This window comes from Leptospira stimsonii (assembly GCF_003545885.1).
In the GTDB taxonomy this organism is placed as follows: Bacteria; Spirochaetota; Leptospiria; order Leptospirales; family Leptospiraceae; genus Leptospira; species Leptospira stimsonii.
Genome location: NZ_QHCT01000002.1, coordinates 134,106 through 156,732, shown reverse-complemented (window position 1 = coordinate 156,732; position 22,627 = coordinate 134,106). Strand labels below are relative to the sequence as shown.

General features: G+C 43.6%; 15 protein-coding genes. 7 read left to right on the top strand and 8 right to left on the bottom strand.

The window, feature by feature from the left end; translation table 11 throughout:
• Positions 1-17: 17 nt before the first annotated feature.
• Together DLM75_RS08825 and DLM75_RS08820 are read right to left on the bottom strand one after the other, a co-directional pair.
• Positions 18-2,399 carry a SpoIIE family protein phosphatase gene (locus tag DLM75_RS08825; protein WP_118968160.1) on the bottom strand — a complete coding sequence of 794 codons (2,382 nt, stop codon included), beginning with the start codon at positions 2,397-2,399 and terminating at the stop codon, positions 18-20.
• A gap of 76 nt (positions 2,400-2,475) precedes the next feature.
• Positions 2,476-4,485 (bottom strand): oxidoreductase, encoded by a 2,010-nt coding sequence (locus DLM75_RS08820; RefSeq protein ID WP_118968159.1) that lies wholly within the window; start codon positions 4,483-4,485, stop codon positions 2,476-2,478.
• Between the two features lie 299 nt (positions 4,486-4,784).
• Between DLM75_RS08820 and DLM75_RS08815 the strand changes: the two genes are divergently transcribed.
• Positions 4,785-5,321 carry a DUF1564 domain-containing protein gene (locus DLM75_RS08815; protein WP_118968158.1) on the top strand — a complete coding sequence of 179 codons (537 nt, stop codon included), beginning with the start codon at positions 4,785-4,787 and terminating at the stop codon, positions 5,319-5,321.
• Positions 5,322-5,351: 30 nt separating this feature from the next.
• On the opposite strand, the gene DLM75_RS08810 is transcribed toward DLM75_RS08815, so the two are convergent.
• On the bottom strand, positions 5,352-6,866 hold the full coding sequence (locus DLM75_RS08810) for a 2-isopropylmalate synthase (protein WP_118968157.1): 1,515 nt from the start codon (positions 6,864-6,866) through the stop codon (positions 5,352-5,354).
• A gap of 113 nt (positions 6,867-6,979) precedes the next feature.
• Between DLM75_RS08810 and DLM75_RS08805 the strand changes: the two genes are divergently transcribed.
• The gene (locus tag DLM75_RS08805; RefSeq protein ID WP_118968156.1) at positions 6,980-7,312 is read left to right on the top strand and encodes a hypothetical protein; all 333 of its coding nucleotides are present in this window, start codon (positions 6,980-6,982) and stop codon (positions 7,310-7,312) included.
• On the opposite strand, the gene DLM75_RS08800 is transcribed toward DLM75_RS08805, so the two are convergent.
• Both DLM75_RS08800 and DLM75_RS08790 read right to left on the bottom strand, forming a co-directional pair.
• Positions 7,300-9,099 (bottom strand): VanW family protein, encoded by a 1,800-nt coding sequence (locus tag DLM75_RS08800; RefSeq protein ID WP_118968155.1) that lies wholly within the window; start codon positions 9,097-9,099, stop codon positions 7,300-7,302. The genes DLM75_RS08805 and DLM75_RS08800 overlap by 13 nt on opposite strands.
• Before the next feature lie 394 nt (positions 9,100-9,493).
• Positions 9,494-10,201, bottom strand: a complete 708-nt coding sequence (locus DLM75_RS08790) for a queuosine precursor transporter (protein WP_118968153.1) — start codon at positions 10,199-10,201, stop codon at positions 9,494-9,496.
• 162 nt (positions 10,202-10,363) lie between these two features.
• Between DLM75_RS08790 and DLM75_RS08785 the strand changes: the two genes are divergently transcribed.
• Both DLM75_RS08785 and DLM75_RS08780 read left to right on the top strand, forming a co-directional pair.
• On the top strand, positions 10,364-11,998 hold the full coding sequence (locus DLM75_RS08785; protein ID WP_118968152.1) for a glycosyl hydrolase family 18 protein: 1,635 nt from the start codon (positions 10,364-10,366) through the stop codon (positions 11,996-11,998).
• On the top strand, positions 11,979-12,935 hold the full coding sequence (locus DLM75_RS08780; RefSeq protein ID WP_118968151.1) for an L-threonylcarbamoyladenylate synthase: 957 nt from the start codon (positions 11,979-11,981) through the stop codon (positions 12,933-12,935). Before DLM75_RS08785 ends, DLM75_RS08780 begins: the two co-directional genes overlap by 20 nt.
• Here DLM75_RS08780 and DLM75_RS08775 read toward each other — a convergent pair whose 3' ends face one another.
• Positions 12,936-14,687: a S49 family peptidase gene (locus DLM75_RS08775; RefSeq protein WP_118968150.1), complete on the bottom strand. Its 1,752-nt coding sequence runs from the start codon at positions 14,685-14,687 to the stop codon at positions 12,936-12,938.
• 110 nt (positions 14,688-14,797) lie between these two features.
• Between DLM75_RS08775 and uvrA the strand changes: the two genes are divergently transcribed.
• On the top strand, positions 14,798-17,635 hold the full coding sequence (gene uvrA / locus DLM75_RS08770; RefSeq protein ID WP_118968149.1) for an excinuclease ABC subunit UvrA: 2,838 nt from the start codon (positions 14,798-14,800) through the stop codon (positions 17,633-17,635).
• Positions 17,636-17,641: 6 nt separating this feature from the next.
• Positions 17,642-18,694, top strand: coding sequence for an acyl-CoA dehydrogenase (locus DLM75_RS08765; protein WP_118968148.1), 1,053 nt, complete (start codon positions 17,642-17,644; stop codon positions 18,692-18,694).
• Between the two features lie 361 nt (positions 18,695-19,055).
• Here DLM75_RS08765 and DLM75_RS08760 read toward each other — a convergent pair whose 3' ends face one another.
• Together DLM75_RS08760 and DLM75_RS08755 are read right to left on the bottom strand one after the other, a co-directional pair.
• Positions 19,056-20,018 (bottom strand): cation diffusion facilitator family transporter, encoded by a 963-nt coding sequence (locus tag DLM75_RS08760; protein WP_118968147.1) that lies wholly within the window; start codon positions 20,016-20,018, stop codon positions 19,056-19,058.
• A complete protein-coding gene (locus tag DLM75_RS08755) occupies positions 20,018-21,040 on the bottom strand; it encodes an OmpA/MotB family protein (protein ID WP_118968146.1) in 1,023 nt (340 codons plus the stop codon). The genes DLM75_RS08760 and DLM75_RS08755 overlap by 1 nt, the downstream gene beginning before the upstream one ends.
• Before the next feature lie 148 nt (positions 21,041-21,188).
• Here DLM75_RS08755 and mgtE point away from each other — a divergent pair, with 148 nt between their 5' ends.
• Positions 21,189-22,580 (top strand): magnesium transporter, encoded by a 1,392-nt coding sequence (gene mgtE / locus DLM75_RS08750; protein ID WP_118968567.1) that lies wholly within the window; start codon positions 21,189-21,191, stop codon positions 22,578-22,580.
• Positions 22,581-22,627: the final 47 nt, after the last annotated feature.

Below are 22,627 nucleotides of genomic sequence, written 5' to 3'. Positions count from 1 at the left end.
ATTTGATTTTTATTCGTTTAAGATGCCTTTTTTATTCCCTGAATTTCATATTCGGCACCTTTTCTCCCTGATGATTCAGTAATAAGCGACGGATTGACACGGTTTGGGTTTTTCAAGAATATTCCTTCCTCTCGAAGTAAGAGCTTTTCCGAAAAGAGTCGGATTAGTTTGAAATTCTGAGTCTTTTTTGCCAACAGAAGGGCCCTTTTTGCCAGGGAAAGATCAGCGGGGTTTCGAGTGGAGGCCTTGGAGAAGAAAGAAGTCGCTTTCAACAATTCTCCGTTTTGAATTGCTTCTTTTCCTTTTCTCTCGATCAGGTTGCTTTCCTGAAAAGGGTCTTTTTCCGCTTCTTCGGTCGGTCTTTGAATTCTGAGAAAACTCAGGTCGTCGGAAAGTTCGCCAATGGTTCGAATTCTTTCTTCCAGAACTTCTAAGGTTGAAAACGGTTTTTGAACGGCAGTCAAAAAAAGTTCAGGAGAAGAAGTTTTTTGCTTTTGTGTCGGATCGGAATCGACGGAAAGAAACAAATCCTCCCGCCCGTCCGAACCATAGAGAATTGTGTCCTCGGGAAGAACTCTGAAATGTCGAACTCGGACCGGAAGATCCGAATCCGGAAAACCAATCTTTCGAAGGATGAATTCTTCAGAAAGATAACTTGCGCTCTGATTTCGAAGGAGGACGATCGGCGGATGTTCGCAGTTCAGAAAAAATAGATCTCCGGTTTCCTGTCTATAGAGGGAAAGAATGGAAGAGACGAACATACTCCCGTCGAAAGATTCGAATACCGCCTGAAGGTTTTTGTAGAGAAGAAAGAGCCAATTCTCCGGACTTCGAAATTCGTAATCGGGAGTTTGCAGAAAACTCTTTACGATGGAACAAAAGACCAGAGCACCACTGGCTCCTTGAAGTGATTTTCCCATCGCATCCGCGTTGATCAAAACCTGATATTCCAAACCGGAGATAAAAACGGGTTCGTTCAAAACGACGTCCCCGCCGATTTCGTAACGACGATTCTTAAACTGAAATTGTTTGTATTGTTTCCGATGGACTTCGATTTCTGAAAATTCGTTTCGAAGATTTCGGGAAAGAAACGGTTGAAACAGAAGAGTGATCAGAAAGTAATCTCCGTCTTGTTGTTCTTTGAGAGTTCGGATTTCCTGAAGGCTCAGAGTAAGTTCTTTTGTACGTTTACGAATCGCTTCTTCCAATGCTCGATTCCAAGAGCGGAGTTTTTCCTTCATTCCTACAAACTTATCAGCAAGAATCAAAGTAAGAAAGAAAAGAAATCCGCAGACGCCGAACCCGGAAAGCCGTATCACGGAAAAGTTTCCTCTTTCGGAAAGGATATCGATGAAAACACAAACGAGAAGAAAAAGAACTCCAAAAAGAATTCTTCTGGATTCCTTTTGTTTTTTTAAGTTGGGAAAAAGTAACCTGATCGAAATTCCCACGTAGCCGAGCCAGAGCGATTGATGAAGAATTCGGTTGCACCAATCTAACACCGAGACGTTTTGCAAAAACCAAAAGGAAATACAAAGTGCAAAAGAAGCGATCTCAAAAAAGAATTGGATACGACCGACGGATTTCCTAAGAAAGGCAGAAAGAAATCGACAAAAAAGAGGAAATAGGAACGCCAAAAAAGTATATTCAAATTTCTTAAAATAGAGGATTTCCAGCCCGAGAAAATACTTGAATTGGCTAAGCGAAATTTGATAAACCGAAAATAAAAGAAGAAAGAGTCCGAAATAGAAGTTTTCATTCTTTCGCTTTTCCCGAAGAGAAAGAAAAAGAAAAAAACCTCCGATCAGAAGAAAGGATGAGAACAAAAGAAGCCCGCCGATCTCCGAAAGAAAATATTCCCTCCAAATTGTGACGGAGGTTCCGATTGAGATCGGACCGGAAAGAATACCAAATTCGTAATCGAAGTATGGTCTAATCAAGACCTCGATCGTATTCTCCTCAACTACGATTTCTTGCGGAATCGAATAGATTCGAATTCTATCGTAACCTTGCGGAGACGAATTTTGATAAGAGGAAAATAGCTCCTCTTTCAACTCGATTCCATTCCAAAAAACACTGGCTTCGTCCGAAATTTTTCCAAGACAAAGACTTTGAAAGAATGGATCCTCTTTCTTTTTGGTGATAACCTTTCGAAGCAGAATGCTTCCTTTCGGCGATTGGGACCATTCTATGAGATTGGAAGGAACGGAAACCGTATGGCGAACCTTCGATTTTTCTAAAGAAGATTTGAATGAAACGCCTTCCGCTAAAGGTTCGATCTCCCAAGGTCCCGAAAGATCGAGTAGGGAATTTTGTTTGGTTTCAGGAACCGGTTTAAGTTCCGATTCGCAAGAAAATACGAAAAGAATGATGAGAATGTGGATGAATTTTGGATACAATAGATTCTCCTCCTAACACAAACGGTTCTTCGATGTGTTCGGAGGAGAATGGTAGGAAGTGGAAATTCTATTTTTTTTAGTTAACTCCGATGGTGAGAGCCGCTTCAAATCCTTCCAACATGGCGCGTTTTGCATCGATCCCGGATGCGTCTTTTGCTCCTCCGATCAGAAAGGTCGGAACGTTCGGAACTTTTCTTTTGAACTCTTCGTAAAGGGAAACCTCGCTCAACTGTCCCGCACAGAGAATGATAGAGTCGCACTCGATCGTTAGAGGGCCGTCTTTTTTTGTTTCTATCACGAGACCTTGGTCCGTGACTTCCTTATAACTAAGTGAAGTGTAGAATCCGACTTCCTTTGTTTCCAATTCCTGAAGAAGCGCCCAAGCCGTGGTCGCTCCGAGACCGGAACCGATCTTTCCCGATCTGCGAAAAATGGAAACCTTTCGGTCCGACTTCTCCGGTTGAATCTGTGCTTTCGTATAGGAAAGAACATTGTATCTGTGAAAGTAGGAATCGATTGTAGGAGCTTCTTCTTCCGTGAGTTTGTGCGCGACGTCGACTCCGATTCCACCGCCTCCGATGACCGCGACTTTTTTACCCGGTGTGAATTTCCCGGAAAGATAATCCGCATAAGACGCGGTTTTCTTTTTTTCTATCCCTGGTAAGGAGAATTCTCTCGGTTTGACGCCCGTCGCAAAGATGACCGCGTCGGGTTTGAGTGCGAGAATGCTGTCTAACGTTGCTTTGTGTCCATATTGAATTTCCACACCGAGGTTTTTGAGCTCGTTCTTAAAATAACGGATCGTTTCGAAGAATTCCGATTTTCCAGGAATTTGTGCGGCAAGATTGAGTTGTCCGCCGATCTTGTCGGAAGCTTCCAAAACGGTAACCTTATGTCCACGGATCGCGCTGATTCTTGCAGATTCGAGACCGCCCGGACCGGAACCGATAACGACTACGTGTTTTTTATCCGCATTTTTTAATTTGCTGATTTCTAATTCGCGATTTGCGGAAGGATTTACGAGACAAGAAACCATTTGTTCCTTGAAGGTATGGTCCAAACAGGCTTGGTTGCACGCGATACAAGTATTGACTCTTTCTTCTTGATCGGCTTTGATCTTGTTGAGAATTTCCGGATCCGCTAGAAAGGGACGTGCCATACTCAGGATATCCGCTTCGTGATTTTTGAGAATTCGAGACATCGTTTCCGGCATATTGACTCGGTTGGAAGCGATGATCGGAATATCTTTGACTCTTTCTTTGATCTTTCCGGATATTTTGGCCCAAGCGCCCCTCGGAACGAGCATTGAAATCGTCGGAATTCTGGATTCGTGCCAACCGATTCCGATGTTCAATGCGTCGGCGCCGTGTTCTTTGAGTTTTTCGGCGAGTGTGACCACTTCTTCAAACGTTGGATTGCCTGGAATCAGATCGATCCCGGACATTCGATAGACGACTGGATAATCCTTTCCCACTTTCTTACGAACATTCTTCATCACTTCGATCGCAAAGTTCATTCTCTTCTCAGGAGTTCCGCCGAAAAAATCTTCTCTCTGATTGGTGACGGGTGAGAAGAATTGGTTTACGAGGTAGCCTTCGCTCCCCATGATTTCGATGGCGCCGAATCCGACTTCTCTGGCTTTGAGTGCTGAATCTCCAAAATCTTCGATGGTTCTCCACGCTTCTTCTTCTGTGAGAGCTTTCGGTATGAATCGGTTGATCGGAGCGCGAAGTGCGGATGGTGCGACGAGTTCCCTGTGATAGGCGTATCTTCCTGCGTGAAAGAGTTGTGCGCAAAAAACACCTTTCGGTTTGAGTGCGTTCGCGACGATTGAAAGCTCTTTGCAATCTTCTTCCTTTTGAAAATTGAAAAAAATATTCGATCCTTTTCCTTCCTGGTTGACGGAGATTCCTCCGGTAGTAATAAAACATGCGCCGCTGTCGAACCTTCTTCCGTAGAATGCGATCATTCTCTCTGCGGTCATTGGCATTCCTTCCAGTCCTAAGTGCATGGATCCCATGATAACGCGATGCGGAAGGGTGATCGAACCGACTTGAATCGGTTGAAAAATTTCTGAATATTTCATAACGAACCTTTATAGATAAAAAAAATGATAAATCTTCGGATTCTATCTTGAAAATGGCCTGAAAACGGGCAAGAGAATTCTTTGGTTTAAAAATTGCTTAGTTTGTTTTCAAACTAAATTTTGAACCGTGGTTGGCTTTTTCTCTTTGAAGAAGGAATCAGACCTAGATTCTTTTTTTTGGATTTGTAAGAATCGAGTTTTTTAGAAAGTAGTCTTTTCTAAAAAAAAAGAGCCTTTTGAAAATTTTTTGCGGTTTGAGAACGTACGTTGGCTTCGAGGGAAAGAACCGTTTCCGGTATATGGAACTTCTTTCTTTTCATTCTCAGAGAAAAATTGAATCTGCGCTTATCGAAGGAGCCATGGGGACGGATTCGATTCTGATTCCTCTTTCCCTTTGGAATGAGTTGGACATAGAAGAAAGGAGGATTCTTTCCAGGAAACTTCCTCATCTCTTAAGGAGATATACGAAATTTGTGGCTTCTATGAAGAGACTTCATTGGAGGGCAGGAAAGATTAAATACAATCGGGGAAAAGGTAAGATGAAGAAGATGAGTATTCGTGTGAATACGGGAGCTTGGGCCATGTTGGGGGCTTTGGCGGACGCGCATGGAGTTTCGCGCTGTTATTTGTTTAATTATTTGCTCTGGTTAGAAGAGGTTGGAGTCGGGGACTCTATCGTTGAAACTGTAAACCAAGGAGTTCCTAGGTTTCATGGATCTTACAGGATGATATGGACCTTAAATTTAGAGAAAAATCTCATTTCCAGAGAACTCGACTTCGAACCAAATCCTCTCATCGGTTTTTCTCCTGTCTTACTGCCTCAAAGTTCTTCCTAAAAACGCTTCGAAGGCACAGATTCAAAAAAACTAAAGACGATTGAGGGCCGAAATATAGGCTCTCGAACAAGCCTCAATGATATCCGTAGAACTTCCTTTTCCAACAACTCTCTCACCCTTGTACTCCAGAGTAACGGACGCTTCTGCCATCGCATCCTGACCTTCTGTAACCGGAGAAATCACGAGTCTCGAAACTTCCGGATCCATTCCCGTGGTTTTTTGTATCGCTTTGTAGATCGCGTCCACAGGGCCGTCTCCGGTAGCCGATTCTTCTCGAATATGACCGTCGATCGAGATTCTCACGCCTGCGGTCGGTGTACTCTTTGTTCCTGTAGAAACCGTAAATCCTTCCAGTTGATAACGATCCCCCGTGGACTTCCTCGTTTCATCCGAAAACAGGGCGCGAATGTCTTCGTCATAGATTTCTTTTTTTCGATCCGCAATTTCTAAGAATCTCTGATAAGCGGCTTCCAATTCTTCCGTTTGTGGAGAAAAACCGAGTTTCACAATTCTATCTTTGAAACCGGCTCTTCCGCTGTGTCTTCCTAAGACCATTCGATTCGAAGAAAGTCCGACCGTTTCGGGTTTCATGATCTCATAGGTTTCTCTGTGTTTGATCACGCCGTCTTGGTGAATCCCCGATTCGTGCGCGAAAGCATTTGCTCCGACGATTGCTTTGTTCGGTTGAACGAGCATTCCCGTGATCGTCTTTACGAGGTAAGAGGCCCTTGCGATTTCTTCCGTCTTGATTCTCGTCTGAATTCCTAAAGTGTCTTTCCGAGTTCTCATCGCCATCACGACTTCTTCCATCGCGGTGTTTCCGGCTCTTTCCCCGATTCCGTTGATCGTACATTCGATCTGACGAGCTCCGTTTTGTACTGCGGCTAAGGAATTCGCCGTTGCGAGTCCAAGATCGTTGTGACAGTGAGCGGAGAAGATTACTTTCTCCGCACCTCGAACATTCGTAATTAGGAATTTGAAAAGATTTCCGTATTCTTCCGGGGTCGTATAACCGACCGTATCCGGAATGTTAATGGTCGTTGCACCGGCTTCGATCACAGCTTCACAGAGTTCTCTTAAGAATTCCGGTTCACTCCTGGTCGCGTCTTCCGGGGAAAATTCTACGTCTTCTACGAATTCTTTGCAAAGAGTTACGGCTTCCATCGCCATCTTCAAAACTTCTTTGGGTTCTTTTCCCAGTTTGAATTTCATATGAATCGGAGACGATGCGATGAACGTATGAATTCTTCTTTTTTTTGCGGGTTGAAGAGCTTTGTATGCGGATTCGATATCGGCTCTCATGGCTCTTGCGAGTGCGGCGATGATCGGTCCTTGCGTTTCTCTTGCGATTCTTTCCACCGCTTGGAATTGAACGGGGGAGGAAACGGGAAAACCCGCTTCAATGATATCGACTTTCATAGTCGCGAGTTGTGCGGCGATCTCGAGTTTTTCATTTTCGGTCATCGCGGCTCCAGGACATTGTTCTCCGTCCCGAAGAGTTGTATCAAAAATTCGAACGTAATCTTTCTGATCTTCTGTTGCCATCTTTTACTCGCAAAAAGTTCTTCTTCCAGTTTTTTCGGTTTTACTCTTTAGACAACCAATTAAACAGGAAGAATCTGCATTCTTCCTTTCTTGGAAATGTGATACGAAATACCATGATTCAATTCTATGCGTCGAACTTTCAGTCTTCCGATAGCTCCGTTTCCGCAAATCTCTATTCCGAACTTTTCGGGTTGAAGATTCACAAAAGTTCCCGGGTTCATTCCGAACTTTCTTGGGAGAATGGTCCAACGCTCATTTTCAGCAAGGAATCCAAAAACTGCCCTGTCAGTCCCGGAACCTTAACCTTTCGGATTCAAAAAGAAGAATGGGAGAATTTTAAGATTCTTCTTTTGAGCAGAGGCTTTTCGCTGGAGACACAGGATTTAAAATATTCTTCCGTCTTGGATCCTTGGAAGAATCGACTCTGGTTTTATTACTTTGAATAAGAGAACGCTTCAGGATGTTTTCGATTGAATCGAAGTGCGACAGCTTCTTTTAGGCTTTCATAATCCCCGACCGGAAGGATTACGACATCGTCTCCTTCAAAGTCTTCCAAGCCGGAGGCGGTCGTTGTAACAATCGGAATGTTTTTGGAGATCGCTTTTAGGAGTTCTCTCGGTTTGTTTTCCACATATGTCGGATACACAACGAGTCCGATCTCATCCCAAGAATTTTGAAACTTTCGTACGGAAATACTTTCCCAAAAACCTTCTTTCTCCACCGCGTTTCCCAAAACATACAAGGAAAGATCCAATTCTTTTGCGAGTCGTTTCATTTCATACGCACCCTTTCTTCCCAAGGCCGACCCGGGAAATAGAATTCCTTTCCGATCGGAAACGGGTTTTTCTTCAAACGCAGGGATACACCATCGCAAAGGAGAGGCTTGGTTCGGAAACAATTTCAAAATTTCAGAATGGGGTGAGATGATCTTTTGCGCCGATTGGAGAGCCCTTGTTTCGGACTCGACCCAAAAATCGGGAGCCCGAAAGTCTTTTAACGTTTCACTTTGTGGATATTCTAAATACGCTTGATCCAACCGTTCGTGGAGTATCGATAGAGGAAGTCTTGTCATCAATACGTCAAAGGTTCTTCCCGCAAAAACGCCCGCTTCCCAAAGAGCGGGGAGTAAGGTTTGAGAAACCACAATATGAGAAGCTTCGTATGGAATTTCTTTTGCGATTGTATTCGCAAGTTTTTGATCTAACTCGAGATTCAATTGGAACGGGTTCGTATTCTTTCCCGCCCCATAGCGTAGTTTGAAACTTCTCCAAAGAGATCTTAGGAATACTTCTTTCACGTTCTTATTCTTTCGGATCGTCCAATCGAAACGATTGATTCCCCAACGACTTCCGTTTTTCAAAGGGAGAATCACGGAATCTTTTGGTACGCAGTGCGCCGATACATACGCGTCGTATTCAGGCCAAACCTCATCCAACACCCAGACCGTAAATTCGGAGGTCGGACGGTTGTTCCAACTGTGTTGGCTACAAGAAACTCTTCCACAAGAGTAACAATCGTTTAGAGATTTGGCTTCCTTTCTCGGTGGAAACGTTTCCGTTGGATTCTCTTCTGCGAAGTCGAAAGAAGAATCCTCCGTCTGAAATCGAGCAAGAGATCGAAAACGAACGATCATACTTTCGGAATTGAATTCGATTTCGATTTGATAATCCACGGGGGATCGAAATCGCAGATCGACGTAATTCCATTTGATCGTCGCGTCTCTGTCTTTTTCCGCCAAAGATCCTGGAAATACATACGAATGTTTATGACGTTCCAAAATTTCGAAACCGGATCGAACCGCGACGTCGTAGAGGGCGTTCGAAATTTGACAAAGTCCTCCGGCGATACTGGGAACGATACAGCCTTCTCGAATTTCTCTTCCTAAAACATATCCTTTTCCGAAATTGGGATTTCCGATCTGTTTCCAAAAGCTAAAAACTTGCCCGGCGGAAACACGAACCCCATTTAATTTTCTGGCCGCGATTCTTAGATTTTCAATTTTACCAAAGGTTAGAATATTATTTTCAAGCGTATCGTTCGGATTCCAGAGAGGTGTTTCCGAAATTGCCAGAACGGAGGAGATCCCCGGATGCCGATCTTTGCTCTTTCTCCACAAAGGAATCGGAAAAAGGAGATTCTTACATCCTCTGTAGCCTTGAAAGCAAAGAACCTTCAATGCAAACAAGAGTTCATCCGCACGCGTTTTGTTTGGGGTCGTTTCGGTCAACTGCATCGGAGACTACCTTTTTACTAACAATCGAATAGGGAAAAATTTTTCCTTTGATTCTAATTCTTTACGCTTATTAGACAAAGACCTGAAATTAATTTCGAGTAAAATCGGAAGAAACGTTTCCGACAATCTCTTGAGGAATAGATCCTTGTTAGGCGGAGAATAGAGAAGGCCGCGCTTTTGTTGAAACGGCTGAAAGATTTTTTCCCTGAACCAAGATCGAGTAACGTAGAGAAAAAAACCATTCTCAAATTGTTAGAATGGATTTTCGACATACGCGTTTGCTTCGTAATTCCCGGTTCCGGGAAATAGGAAGAGTTTTGAAAAATCGAAATGCAATTCTGGTCTTAAAATCAAATCCAAAGGGAATCGGAATCGGATCTAAGGAATTCTTTTTTCAACCAGGAGAAATCGGTTCCACGTCGGATCGACCCTCGTGCATAGCCGCCAAAATCATCTTTTCCGCGTCCGCGCCCAAATACCAATCCAACAATTTATGCGCGCCATAGATGATCGGAGTGATTGCGACCGCGACCCCACATTTATAGAGAAAGTTATTGGTAGAAATCTGGTTCAGTTCTTCAAAGCTCAGCTTTCCACCACTCAAGGCGATATAAATCACGACGAAGGAATCGACGAGCTGAGATACGATCGTAGAACCCGTAGCTCGAAGCCAGATAAACTTATTCTTGGTTTTAACCCGTATAAAATGGAAGATCTGTATGTCGATAAGTTGTCCCACGAGATAGGCTACGATCGAACCGATGATGATCTTTCCCGAATTCCCAAAGACGATGTTGAAAGAATGATCGTCGACGGGAGAATTCGGCGCCGCCGGAATCCACATGTCCAACATCAAAAGAAAGTAAGCCACAAAGATCATCACCATTCCTACAAGAGTGGTAAAACGAACTCCTTTACGCCCATAGTATTCGTTTAAAAGGTCGGTAACGATAAAGGTAACCGGAAACGGGATCACACCCATTGTGAGAGTGAATCCAAAGGAGACAAAAAGTTTTGAACCGGTCACTTCGGCAAGAATCAGAAACGTGAGAAAGAATCCGTTTAAGGCGATAAATAATTTCAGAGGTTTCGTAAGAGGCATAAGCGGTTTTTTCCCCTGCTATTGGATTTCGTCAACTTGTAAAAAGAACCATTTGACAGTCCTCTCACCTCGAAATCTCTGGAAGAGGATCCTCAAATCAAAGACTGAAGGAAACTTCTTTATTTTCTGCTTCTTTGATTCGATAATAAGACAGTTAACACAATGGCAAACGAACAAGAAGACAAACACAAAATCCCGGACGGACTCAGTCAACCGGTTCCATTCCCGAGAAATTCAGAACCCAAAAAGAAGATCTTATTCTATTCTTTTACCTGGTTTTTATTATCCGTTCTCTCATTCTCTTTAGGAATCAATCTTCTCAAAAAAGACAACGCGGCAGTAGCAAACCAATCCGAAACGGTTCAAGCAAGCTCCGTTGGAATCATGGATGGTATCCGAGATCTCTTCTTTATCAATAAGCCGGTAAACCAGACCGAAACAATGAACTCTACACCGGAATCCGATTCTTCGAAATCCGGCTTCTTCTCTTTTGGAAAGGACGACGGAGATATGCCGGAGGCGACCTTGCTTCCTATGGCAGACGAAAACACTACGTTCCGCGCATCCACCTGGTTTTCAGATTACGAAGCGATGAAGAAGACCGTTCATCTCTACAATGAAATCCATCCGTTTATCTATGGAATGAAGGGTCGCGAAACCAACAACGGCGATCTGTATTCCAGCTGGGGAAGCACTCAAAAACACGAACGTGTCGCCGAACTTCGAAAACTCAATCCGAATGTAAAAATCATTCCTACCATTTTCCGCTGGGAGAATAAATACGAAAAGATTTCCGAGAACATCGGGATGAACGGACGTAACGATATCAGAGACAAACACCTTGCGAACATTCTTCATGAACTCGATACGTACGGTTATGACGGAATCGATATCGACTACGAAGGAATGAGTTGTGAGAAAAAGGAAAAGTTCGAAGAATTCATCGTGATCCTTTCCAAGGAAGTGCATAAACGTGGAAAAATTCTTTCCGTCGCAGTACACCCGAAAACTCCTGCTAAAAAAGAAACCTTCAAAGCTTGCAAGGGCCTAAAAGAAAAAATCAAAATGGATTACGCGGAGAATTGGAGAGGGCCGATGACACACGACTACGCCTTTCTTGCAAAGTATGCGGATCGTATTAAGATTATGGCATATGAATTGCATCCTCGGAAATATAGAAATCCGGGACCGGGACCTCAGGCGCCGAACACTTGGATCAAAAGTATCATAGAATACGCTAAGGCAAGAGTTCCTTCCCGTCAGTTGTATATGGCGATCCCGACGTATGGTTACGATTGGGCGCTCAACTGTAATTCCAAAATCAAATCGGTTTATTATCAAGATGCGGTTCGTAAAAAGGATTTGGGAATTCACAGACAACCGACGAACATCGATCAGATTATGGCGAATACAAAAAACTCAAACACTTGGACCAATCTTTCCAAGTTTTCCTGGGTTCATACCGGAAAGACATACGAAGATCCGAGCATCTGGTATAAGTCCGAAGGTTGTGATCGAGTTGCGTTCTATATGAACCGAAAAGCCTTTGAAGACAAGATGAGTCTTTTGAGACAATACGATCTGGGTGGATTTTCCTTCTGGCAGTTGATCAGCGACAACGATCCTGGAATCAACGACTACCTCGAATTATTGGTTTCTAATAAACTTCCTCCAGTTGAAAAAATCAAAGAGCCGGTAAAAGACCCGAACGCTCCTTCGAAGGACGCTCAACAAACTCCGGAAGAAGCAAACGTAAACCGCCAGCACGCGGAGAAAGTTGCCAGAAAACAAGGTTAACACTCTCATCACAGACTCTCCCTCGGAAGCGGCAAAAGTTTTGCTTCGGGGAGGGCTCGTCGTCTTTCCCACCGAAACCGTTTATGGAATCGGGGCATCCGCCTTCGATCACAAAGCCTGCAGAAGAATCTACGAAGTTAAAAAACGCCCTTCGGACAATCCTCTCATCCTTCATGTAGAGAATCTGGCCGCGCTGAACGTATGCGCTTCTGTAAACCTGGCGGGCAAACTCATCTTCCAAAAATTTTCTCCGGGTGCCATTACTGGAATCTTCCTGAAAAAAGATCCGAACCTTTTTACCGCGGATCTGAAGACGGTTGCAGTACGAATTCCATCCAATCCAACGGCGCGTTCTTTTTTAGAATTTTGTAATGTTCCCGTCGCGGCCCCTTCGGCCAATCTTTCCGGGAAACCTTCCTTAACTAAAATGGAATATATCTTAGAGGAATTTTCCGGGAAGGTGGATTGTATTCTGAAAGGGGAAGAACCGAAGATAGGAATCGAATCCACTGTGATCGATTTTACGTCCGATCCTCCGATTCTGCTTCGTCCCGGATTTGTCGACTTTCAAGATCTAAAAGAAATTCTTCCGGAAATCCAAGTTTTAAAATCGGAGGATAAAACGCGGAATACTTCGACGGATGCGCCGATCAGTCCCGGACTCAAATACAGACACTATGCGCCGATTTGTAAGGTAATTCTAACGGAAAATCTGGAGAACATACCTTCGGACGCGGCACAAATCGGATTTCGGTTTTACGACGATGTCGCTTATCAAATCAGAGTAGATACCAACGAAGCATACATGAAATCTCTGTATTCTTTTTTTGTGGAATGTGATCGAAGAAAAATCAAAGAGGCCTACTGTGAAATTCCGAAAGAGGGAAGAGGAAAGGAAGCCCTTCTGAATCGAATCACTAAAGCCGCCTCGAAATGATTACCCTTGATTCCAAAAAGAAGATCGAAAGAGAATTTCACCTTCCGAAAAAAGAAATTTCTTCTTTAAAGAATCTTCCACGTTCGTAAGATTTCCATCCATCCAAGACGAAAGAATTCCATTCTTACCAAAGCTCATCACGTTTAAAAAACTCGGTCTCAAAGATTTTATAAAACTTTGGAACGTGAACAAGGTCGGGAGGTATTGGAGTTGCACACGCTCCGTTTTCAGCTCTTGTTTGATATCGTCTACGATTCCTAAAAAGTCCGTGATGGAATCGATCATCTTATCCTTTAAGAATTGACTCGCGGTAAAAACTCTTCCCTGTCCGAATCTCTGATCGAGCGTTGAAACGTGGATCTTACGCGCCTCGGCCACCCGTTTGTAGAATAGTCCTTCCGATTCACGGATTTCCTGTTCCATGAGTTTTTTTGAATCCGAGTGGATCGGTCCGTATTCCGAAAGTAAATCTCTGTATTTATAGAATCCGACTCGATCCTTTGTTACGCCTAACTTAGAATACAGGTTTTTGAGATCCATTCGAAGAGAAATACTTCCGATACTTCCCACGATGCTATACGGAGAAGAATAGATTTTTGAAGCCGCGCAGGAAAGGTAATAACCTCCGCTCGCGGATACGTTCTGAACATAAGCGTAAACTATTTTTTTCTTGGATAACTTTAGAATTTCCTGATAGAGCAATTCCGAAACAAAGGCGGAACCGCCGGGAGAATCCACTTCCAGGATCACAGCCTTCACGGCGTTTTCCTCTCTGAGTTCTTTGAGGGCGTTTTTGACGGAATGATACGAAATTCCCTCCGTCTTTCCTTCCCCTTTTCCCAAAGTATCATGGTGGATATTTCCTTTTAATGGAAGAACCGCCACGATCGGTTCTCGGCGAGAAAATACTTTAAAATTTCTTAATTTTGCAAATCGATATAAGGAAGAAAGAGTCAGTTCCTTGGTGATGGGTTTTTGTTTTTCAACTTCGTTTGTATAAGCCTCGTAGAGAAAATTCTCCCGAAAGTCCTCTTCGTTTAAGAATCCGGTAACGAACTTTCTGTCCTTCAAAACCTTTGGGGACAAAAACGGTTCGGCGAACGTGTTTAAGGAGAATTTCGTATAACGTTGAAATAGATTCTCCAGATCCGCCGTCATCTGTTTGAGAAGAACGTTTAGATTCTCCTTTGCCTTGGGAGAAAACTTGTCCCTTTGAAAGGATTCTCCGAAGGATTTATAAGGACCACTTTGAAAGGTTTCCACCTTGACTCCCCATTTTTTTCCTGCGTTCCCGAAAAAGAAGGATTCGGCAGATGGAAGAACCGGAAAAAATTCGGACGCCTCCGAACAGAATCGTTCATTACAAATTCCTAATATAAAGAGAGATTTGAGTCCTCCGGTTAATGCGAAACCTTCGAGTTCGATTCCGGATTCTTTCAAAATTTGAAGTCTTTCTCCGATGCTCAGCGTTTCTCCAAAGCCGTATTCGGGTTGTTGTATCAGGATGGAAATCTTTTTCAAACCGGGGATTTGTGAGAGGAGTTTTAATTCCAATAAGAATTCGGTGAAAAAAAGATCCTCATCCTTGGAAGAAAGAAGTCTCATAAAGAAAGATTTACGATAACTCGAGAATTCGGAAGGGATCTCCAAAAAGTAGTGATTGCCTCGAAAGAATCGAAATCGGAGCCAACGAACGAGTTGGGAAATCAGACGAATCGGTAAAAAGACGAATTTGAGAAAATTTCGAAACATGAAAGCCAGTATCAGGACCGGTTTCTTCTTGAAAAAGAAGAATTTGTTTTAGGAAAGGAGTTTTCAGATTTTCGGAAGCTATAAATTCTAAAAAGTGAGAGGGTAATTCATTGCAGGAAATTCGGATTCGCGGAGCGAGAGAGCATAACCTTAAAAATATCAACGTGGACATTCCCAGAGACAAACTCGTAGTCATCACGGGTTTATCCGGTTCGGGAAAATCCTCTCTTGCATTTGATACGATCTACGCGGAAGGCCAGAGAAGATACGTGGAGAGTTTATCCGCGTATGCGAGACAGTTTTTGGGTCAGATGGAAAAGCCGGACCTGGACCTCATCGAAGGTCTTTCTCCCGCGATCTCGATCGAACAAAAGACAACGCATAGAAACCCAAGGTCCACTGTAGGAACTGTAACAGAAATTTACGATTATCTCCGATTGCTCTACGCTCGAGTCGGGAAACCTCATTGTCCGGAATGTGGAACACCGATCCAATCGATGTCGATCGATCAGATCACGGCGCGGGTGCTTGCGTTTCCTCAAGGAAGTAAACTCCAGATCCTGGCGCCACTCGTTTCCGGGAAAAAGGGAGAACACAAGGACGTTTTGGAAAAGGTTCGTAAGGACGGATTCAATCGGGTGAGAATCAACGGAGAAATCCGAACCTTGGACGAAGAGATCGTCCTAAAGAAGAATTTCAAAACTTCCATCGAGATCGTCGTGGATCGGATCGTGATGAAGGACGGGATCCGAAGCAGACTCGCCGATTCCGTAGAAACCGCTCTCAAACAATCCGAAGGAATCGTGATCCTGGACGACGGAACCAAAGACCACGTTCTTTCGCAGAAGATGGCCTGTCCAAACGGACACGATATCGGTTTCACGGAACTCACTCCTAGAATGTTTTCCTTCAATTCTCCTTACGGCGCCTGCGAGACCTGCGACGGTCTGGGAAGTTTATTGGAATTTGATGAAGATCTTCTCATCAACGATCCGGAACTTTCCCTCGTCGACGGTTGTATCGAAGCCTGGGCCGGCTCGAAGAGCAACGGCTTTTGGTTTATGGCCACTCTCAAGTCCTTATCCGATTCTTTAAAATTTAAGATGAACACTCCATGGAAGGATCTTCCCGAAAAAACGAGACAGACAATTCTTTATGGAGATAAAAGAATAAAAATCGAATATGATTTTCGAGGCGCGAACTCGCACTACGAATTTACAAAAGAATACGAGGGTGTGATTCCGAATCTTCAGAGGAGATACAAGGAAACAAAATCGGATTCGATGCGTCAGTGGTTCGAATCCTATATGACCAATCATCCTTGTCCCACCTGCAAGGGAAAACGTCTCAAAAGAGAAAGTCTTTCCGTAAAGGTACATAACGTTCCCGTGGACGAGTTTACTTCCTTTTCTATCGAGAGGGCTCTTCATTTTGTGGAGAATCTAAAGATTGTCGGTTCCGAAGAAATCATCGCCAAACCTATCTTAAAGGAAATTCATCAGAGGTTGACTTTTTTGAACGACGTCGGTGTAGGATATCTTACACTCGAAAGAAGCGCCGGTTCCTTGTCCGGAGGAGAAGCGCAGAGGATTCGTCTCGCGACTCAGATTGGATCGAGGCTCATGGGAGTTCTTTATATCCTCGACGAACCTTCGATCGGATTACACCAAAGAGACAATACAAAACTCATCGCTACTCTCAAAAATCTCAGAGATTTGGGAAACACGGTTCTCGTCGTGGAACACGACCACGAAACGATGGAAGAATCCGATTGGCTCATCGATATGGGGCCCGGCGCCGGAGTTCACGGTGGAATGATCGTTTGCGCAGGAACTCCGGAACATGTCGCTAAGGATAAAAACTCTCTCACAGGAAAGTATCTTTCGGGAAGAATGACGATTCCAATTCCTGAAAAACTCAGAGACGGGAACGGCTTTCAACTTCAGATCATCGGAGCAAAAGAAAACAATCTAAAGAATATCGACGTAACGATTCCTCTCGGAAAGTTAGTCGTCATTACCGGCGTTTCCGGATCCGGAAAATCCACTTTGATAAACGACATTCTCTATAACGCCGCGGCTCACAAGGTGATGAAGATGAAGACCCTGGCGGGAAAACACAAGACGATCAAAGGTTTTGAACAGATCGACAAGATCATCAATATCGATCAATCTCCGATCGGAAGAACTCCTCGTTCCAACCCCGCGACTTATACGGGTCTTTTTACTCCGATCCGAGAAATGTTTTCCAATTTGGAAGACGCAAAACTAAGAGGTTACGGACCCGGAAGATTCAGCTTCAACGTAAGCGGAGGAAGATGTGAAACCTGCGAAGGGGACGGAATTCTTAAGATCGAAATGCACTTCCTTCCCGATGTTTACGTGACATGCGAAGTCTGTAAAGGGAAACGATACAACCAAGAAACATTAGAAGTTCGTTATAAAGGGAAGAATATTTTCGACGTTCTGGAGATGACCATCGAAGACGCAAACCAATTCTTTGAAAATATTCCGATCGTAAAAAGAAAGCTGGAAACTCTTATGGAAGTCGGGCTTGGTTATATCCGCCTCGGACAACCCGCGACCACATTCTCCGGAGGAGAAGCGCAGAGAATCAAACTCGCCACCGAACTTTCCAAACGACCCACCGGAAAAACCTTATATATTTTGGACGAACCTACGACCGGTCTTCATTTCGAAGACGTTAGACACCTTTCCGTAGTACTTCATACACTCGTGGATCGTGGAAATTCCATGATCGTGATCGAACACAATCTGGACGTAATCAAACAAGCCGATTGGTTGATCGATATGGGACCCGAAGGCGGAGACGGAGGCGGTCTTGTGATCGCTGAGGGAACTCCGAAAGACGTCGCGAAGGTAAAAAATTCCTATACCGGACAGTATCTTAAGAAAATCTTTGCAGGCGACAAAAAGAAAACTGGCTGAGGTCTTATGAATCTGAAAGAATTCTTGTCTTCCGTTCCATCCGAAGAGTATCGTAGCGTATTTCGAGATGCCCTTCCTTACTTGGTGGAAGAAGGATACTTTGAAGCGATTTTAGGCGGATCCTTTGAAACCTTTCACAAAAAGATATTCGCTCTCGGTTCTTATCCAAGGGGAATCGGGATCGGAATCGCGCTTATGGCGCAAACCAACGTCGCCGGAAGAATTCTTAAATTTGTTTCCGAAGGTTTTGCCAATGAAACGGAAACAACTCCGCTTCCCAATCGTGATCGAACGATTTCAATCGTAAAAGAACTCCTACAAGGGGTCGGTACCGGGAAGAACATCGTTTCCATGGGCGTGAGTGAAAGCGGATGGAAGGGAAGAATTTCGAATATCACAAGTTCTTACAAGATCGAAGAAGAAAGAATTTATTTAAATCTATCAAAATCCTTTTTGACGAATGGTGCAAACTGTAACGGTTTTCTCGTTGTCGCTAAGTCACCGTCGGAAAGTTACGATGTGATCTACGTTCCGTTGAATACTCCCGGATTGGAAACGGAACTTTTCGACTTGGAATACGCTAAGGAGGCGACTCACTGTCGTCTCAAAGGGGAAAATCTTTCCTTTCCATCGGAGAATCTAATTTTTCTAAACTACCAAGGATACGCGCCCGAAATTCATCTTTCAGAAATGCTTTCCGCCTCTGCATTGTTTTGCGGATATGTCGATCTGATTCTAAAAACCCTTCTTCGGGAAAAGAGGGACAGCGTAGATCCGAGGATCGCCGGAAAGATATTAGATATTCAAGAATTATTATATTCTAAAATATTAGAGATTTCCCAAAAAAAGGACAACGACCCGAATTTTAGAATGGAAGACGTTCATCCCTACGGTTACGAAACTTCTCTCGATCTGATCTATTCTTGGTTTACGGATTGTGTCAGTAGTGTGGAACTTACGAAGTGGTTTCCGGATATCGGTCTATTTTATTCGATTCATCCGGGTAAAACTCCGATCTATCAAAAAAATATTTTGAAAAAGATCCGTGCGCTTCGTTAAAGTTCGACTTGATTTTCTCTAAAACCTTCTTCTGCCGTTAGGATTCGACGAGAAAGATTTCGAATTCCGTTTTTAGAAGTTAAAATTTCAGACTAAGCCTTCCCTGGGACATTGATTCTCAAACGAATCAAGCGCTTTTTCAAAAATAGAAATGTTGGAACTCTTACGAAATCGAAAAGATCGACTGTGATTTGAAATTCATAAATTCAGGACAGTGGTATCTTGAATGTAGGAACTCACACAATGGATTCTGGTTTTCCAAAGAACGGGCTTTTTTTTAGTTCTAGGACTATCTGCGAAGTTTCACAATTCCGGCTCGAATTTTGAAAAAACTTCGAGATTCTTTCGCAAATTTAAAAGCTCAATGATGGTGATGATGTCCGTGATGACCCTTCTGGGGTCCGTGAGAATCATGAATCTCTAATGCACCGATTCTTTTGGTTAGTTCCGATTCTTCACACTGAACCGTCACAAAATCGATTCCAAATTCCGATCTTAAAATCCGCTGGGTTTGAAATACGATTTCATCCGAAGATTTTAGGTCCGTAACGGAAAGACGAAGTGTACAGGCGTGGACTCCTCTTGTGATCGCCCAGAAATGATAATCCAAAATTCTTCGAATCCCGACGATATTGCGAAGGTGTTCGAGAATATGAGGAATATCGAATGTAGGGGGAGAGGATTCCAAAAGAACCGAAAGGCTTTCTCGAAAGATTCCCCAAGCGGAACGCAGAATCAAAACGGAAATCAAAATGCTAATCAGGGGATCGATCCAATTCCAACGAGTGAAGTAAATCAAAATCGCACCGATCAACACTCCCGCGGTCGCTAGGAGATCGCTTAAAACGTGAATATAAGCCGATTTGATATTGATGTTCTCGTTGCTAAACCGAAATAAAATCCAGGCGCTGATCAAGTTCAAAACGATTCCGCTCGAACTAAAGATCAACATTTCAAAGCTCAGGATTTCCTTTTGATTCTGAAATCGTTCGATGGCTTCGTAAAAAATGTAAAACGATATTCCAAAAATGAGAACTGCATTCACGAGTGAGGTTAGAATCTCGATTCTATAATAACCGAAAGAATACTTCGGATTCGGTTTGCGGGAAGCGAGCAAGACTGCAATCAAGGAAAGGGAAAGTGCGATCGCGTCCGTGATGATATGTCCTGCATCCGCAAGAAGCGCGATACTTCCGCTCTGAATTCCTCCTACGACTTCAACGACGAAGATCGTAAGTGAAACAAGAATCGCCAAAAGAATGGAACGTTTAAGGCCCTTCTCCTGGCTTCTTTCTACGTGATGGAGTTGAAAAAAATCATCCATCAACGAGGAACAACTACGATATCAACTCTTCGGTTGAGAGCACGGTTTTCAGGAGTATCGTTCGACACGATCGGTTGGAATTCTCCATACCCTGCAAGAGACATGTTCCTTGCGTCTATGTTTTTGTTCTCTAAAAAGTAATGGAGAACGGAAAGGGCTCTTTCTCCGGACAACTGCCAGTTGTCCGCGAACTTCTTGGTTCGGATCGGAATATTGTCCGTATGCCCTTCGATGATGATGAGGTTTCCAGGATAATTCACAAGAATGTCTTTGATTTTATCCAAAGCCGGAAGAATCGCTTTTTTGAGATCAGCCGAACCTGAGTCAAAGGAGATTTTATCGTCGATATTGATTACGAGTCGATTGTGGAATCGTTTGAGACGGATTTGACCCTTTTTAATTTCATCGGTCAGTTTGGTTTCCAGTTCGTTGGCTTGTTCGGAAAGTCGATCCAATTCTTTCTTTTGATTTTCGGAAAGATTTTTGAGTTTCGAGATTTCATCGTTTAAGGAAAGGATTCTGGCTTCAAGATCTCCGATCTTTTTCTCGTATTCCTTTTGTAAGGCTTCGGTCTTTTTCTGACAAGCGGCTCTTTCTTTTTCGAGTTCTTCCTTTAGATTTTCCAAGAGCTCTCGAAATTTTTTCGCCTGTCTTTCGTTTTCTTCGATGAGCTCTTTTTCTTTATTCGTACTTTTCGCCTTTAAAACCGCGATCTGATTTTCAAGCGCTTTGATTTTCTCTTCGCTGAGATCGTTGTCCTTAGATCTGAATTCTTTCTCTCTCGCCAAAAGATCTTCTAAGGATCGAAGTTTGGATTCTATCTCCAATCTTTCCTTTTTAAAATTTTCGGTTTCGTTTCTGTATCTGGTTCTTAGGGAATCCAATTCGATTTCCAGAGCGATCTTCTCGTTGTAAACCTTGTTGTATTCCCAGGGATAATAAAAGGCGTCGGCAAAAAGCGGGTTGATTGCGAGTAGAAGAGCGAAGAATAGAAGGAAAGAATCAGTTAAAAACGATTTCATCGGTAATAGCACCCTGTGTTTCTACGATGGAACACTTTGCGAACGGGTCAAATGAAAAACTCCTTTTTTGGCGTTTGCTTGTAAATTCATTGATCGGTCTGGAAAGTTTTCAATTCTGTTCTCTGAAACCATTTCTTGGGGAGAATTTATGGAAGAAAAAGGAGCCGGTCAGAGTCTATTCTCGGAAAAAGCGAATCCTTCTTCTTTGGAGTGGATCGAATTTTTTCAAGAAAGAATCAAAGCCGCAGACATCGCTTTTTTAGATCGTTTTCTCGCTCACAATCACCCTGCGGATATCGCGGAAGTTTTGGAGAAACTCGAGGAAGACGAAGCCTTCTACGTTTTCAAACGTTGTGATTCCGAACTCCAGAGTTCGATCCTCGTTGAATTCGACGAAGAATTTCAAGCGGATCTCATCTCCCGTTTTCAGATGAAAGAGATCTCTCCGATTCTCGAAAATTTGGAAACCGATGAACTCTCCAGTTTGATCTCCGAGTTCCCCAAGGACAAAGCCGAAGAAATTCTCAACTCCATCGATCAGGAAGATTCTTCCCAGGTTCGAAAACAACTTACGTTTCGGGAATATACTGCCGGACGTCTGATGAACACCGTCTTCGCTTCCGCGGTGGAAACGGATACGGTTCGAAAGGCGATCATCAAACTCAGAAAGATCGCAAGGGACACCGACGATATCTATCATCTCTATCTCACCGATGAGAATAACGTTCTCAAAGGTTACGTCAAATTAAAGAATCTTTTTTTAGCGCCTTTGAACACGAAGGTGAGCCGTTTGATGAAAACGGGTTTTACTTCCATACACTACGATACGGATCAGGAAGAAGTCGCAAAAATATTTAGAAAATACGATTTGGTTTCCGCCGCGGTCGTCGACGATCTCGGAAGAATTTTGGGAAGAATTACTGTGGACGATATCTTGGACATCGTCCACGAAGAGGCTTCCGAAGACATTCTTCGTTTGGGAGGGGTTTCGGAAGAGGAAAAACTGACTTCTTCCGTTATGACTTCCGTTAGGCGAAGAATGGTCTGGCTTATGATCAATCTCGGAACCGCCTCCTTGGCCGCATCCGTCGTTTCCTTCTTTGGAGATACGATCGAAAAATACGTATTACTCGCTTCTCTTATGCCGATCGTAGCCGGAATGGGCGGAAATGCGGGAACCCAGTCGATCACTCTGATCGTTCGAAATCTAGCGACGGGAGATCTGACTACGGAAAACTGGAAGTCGGCGATTCGAAAAGAAGGTCTGGTCGGACTTTTTAACGGCTGTATGGTGGGAATCACAGCTGGTGTGATCGTCTATCTTTTCACCGGAAACTTTGCTTTGTCCGCGGTGATGTTTATGGCGTTGCAGGCAAATCTGTTGATCGCGGCGGTCATCGGCACTTCCATTCCGTTGCTCCTTCGAGTTGTGGGAATCGACCCGGCGATCGCGTCTTCGATTTTTGTGACGACGTTTACGGACGTGTTCGGCTTTTTTTGTTTTTTGGGACTTGCTACGATCTTTATTCATTTATTATAATATAACAGATTAGAAAGAACAACGGAAGAGAGAAATGGAAATCAAGG

What these genes read in the sequence shown, in the direction of transcription:
- DLM75_RS08785 (WP_118968152.1), top strand. Translation starts at nt 10,364, where the DNA reads ATGGCAAACGAACAAGAAGACAAACACAAAATCCCGGACGGACTCAGT.
- DLM75_RS08800 (WP_118968155.1), bottom strand. Translation starts at nt 9,099, where the DNA reads ATGCAGTTGACCGAAACGACCCCAAACAAAACGCGTGCGGATGAACTC.
- DLM75_RS08810 (WP_118968157.1), bottom strand. Translation starts at nt 6,866, where the DNA reads ATGGCAACAGAAGATCAGAAAGATTACGTTCGAATTTTTGATACAACT.
- mgtE (WP_118968567.1), top strand. Translation starts at nt 21,189, where the DNA reads ATGGAAGAAAAAGGAGCCGGTCAGAGTCTATTCTCGGAAAAAGCGAAT.
- DLM75_RS08760 (WP_118968147.1), bottom strand. Translation starts at nt 20,018, where the DNA reads ATGGATGATTTTTTTCAACTCCATCACGTAGAAAGAAGCCAGGAGAAG.
- DLM75_RS08820 (WP_118968159.1), bottom strand. Translation starts at nt 4,485, where the DNA reads ATGAAATATTCAGAAATTTTTCAACCGATTCAAGTCGGTTCGATCACC.
- DLM75_RS08755 (WP_118968146.1), bottom strand. Translation starts at nt 21,040, where the DNA reads ATGAAATCGTTTTTAACTGATTCTTTCCTTCTATTCTTCGCTCTTCTA.
- DLM75_RS08790 (WP_118968153.1), bottom strand. Translation starts at nt 10,201, where the DNA reads ATGCCTCTTACGAAACCTCTGAAATTATTTATCGCCTTAAACGGATTC.
- DLM75_RS08775 (WP_118968150.1), bottom strand. Translation starts at nt 14,687, where the DNA reads ATGTTTCGAAATTTTCTCAAATTCGTCTTTTTACCGATTCGTCTGATT.
- DLM75_RS08765 (WP_118968148.1), top strand. Translation starts at nt 17,642, where the DNA reads ATGAATCTGAAAGAATTCTTGTCTTCCGTTCCATCCGAAGAGTATCGT.
- DLM75_RS08805 (WP_118968156.1), top strand. Translation starts at nt 6,980, where the DNA reads ATGATTCAATTCTATGCGTCGAACTTTCAGTCTTCCGATAGCTCCGTT.
- DLM75_RS08815 (WP_118968158.1), top strand. Translation starts at nt 4,785, where the DNA reads ATGGAACTTCTTTCTTTTCATTCTCAGAGAAAAATTGAATCTGCGCTT.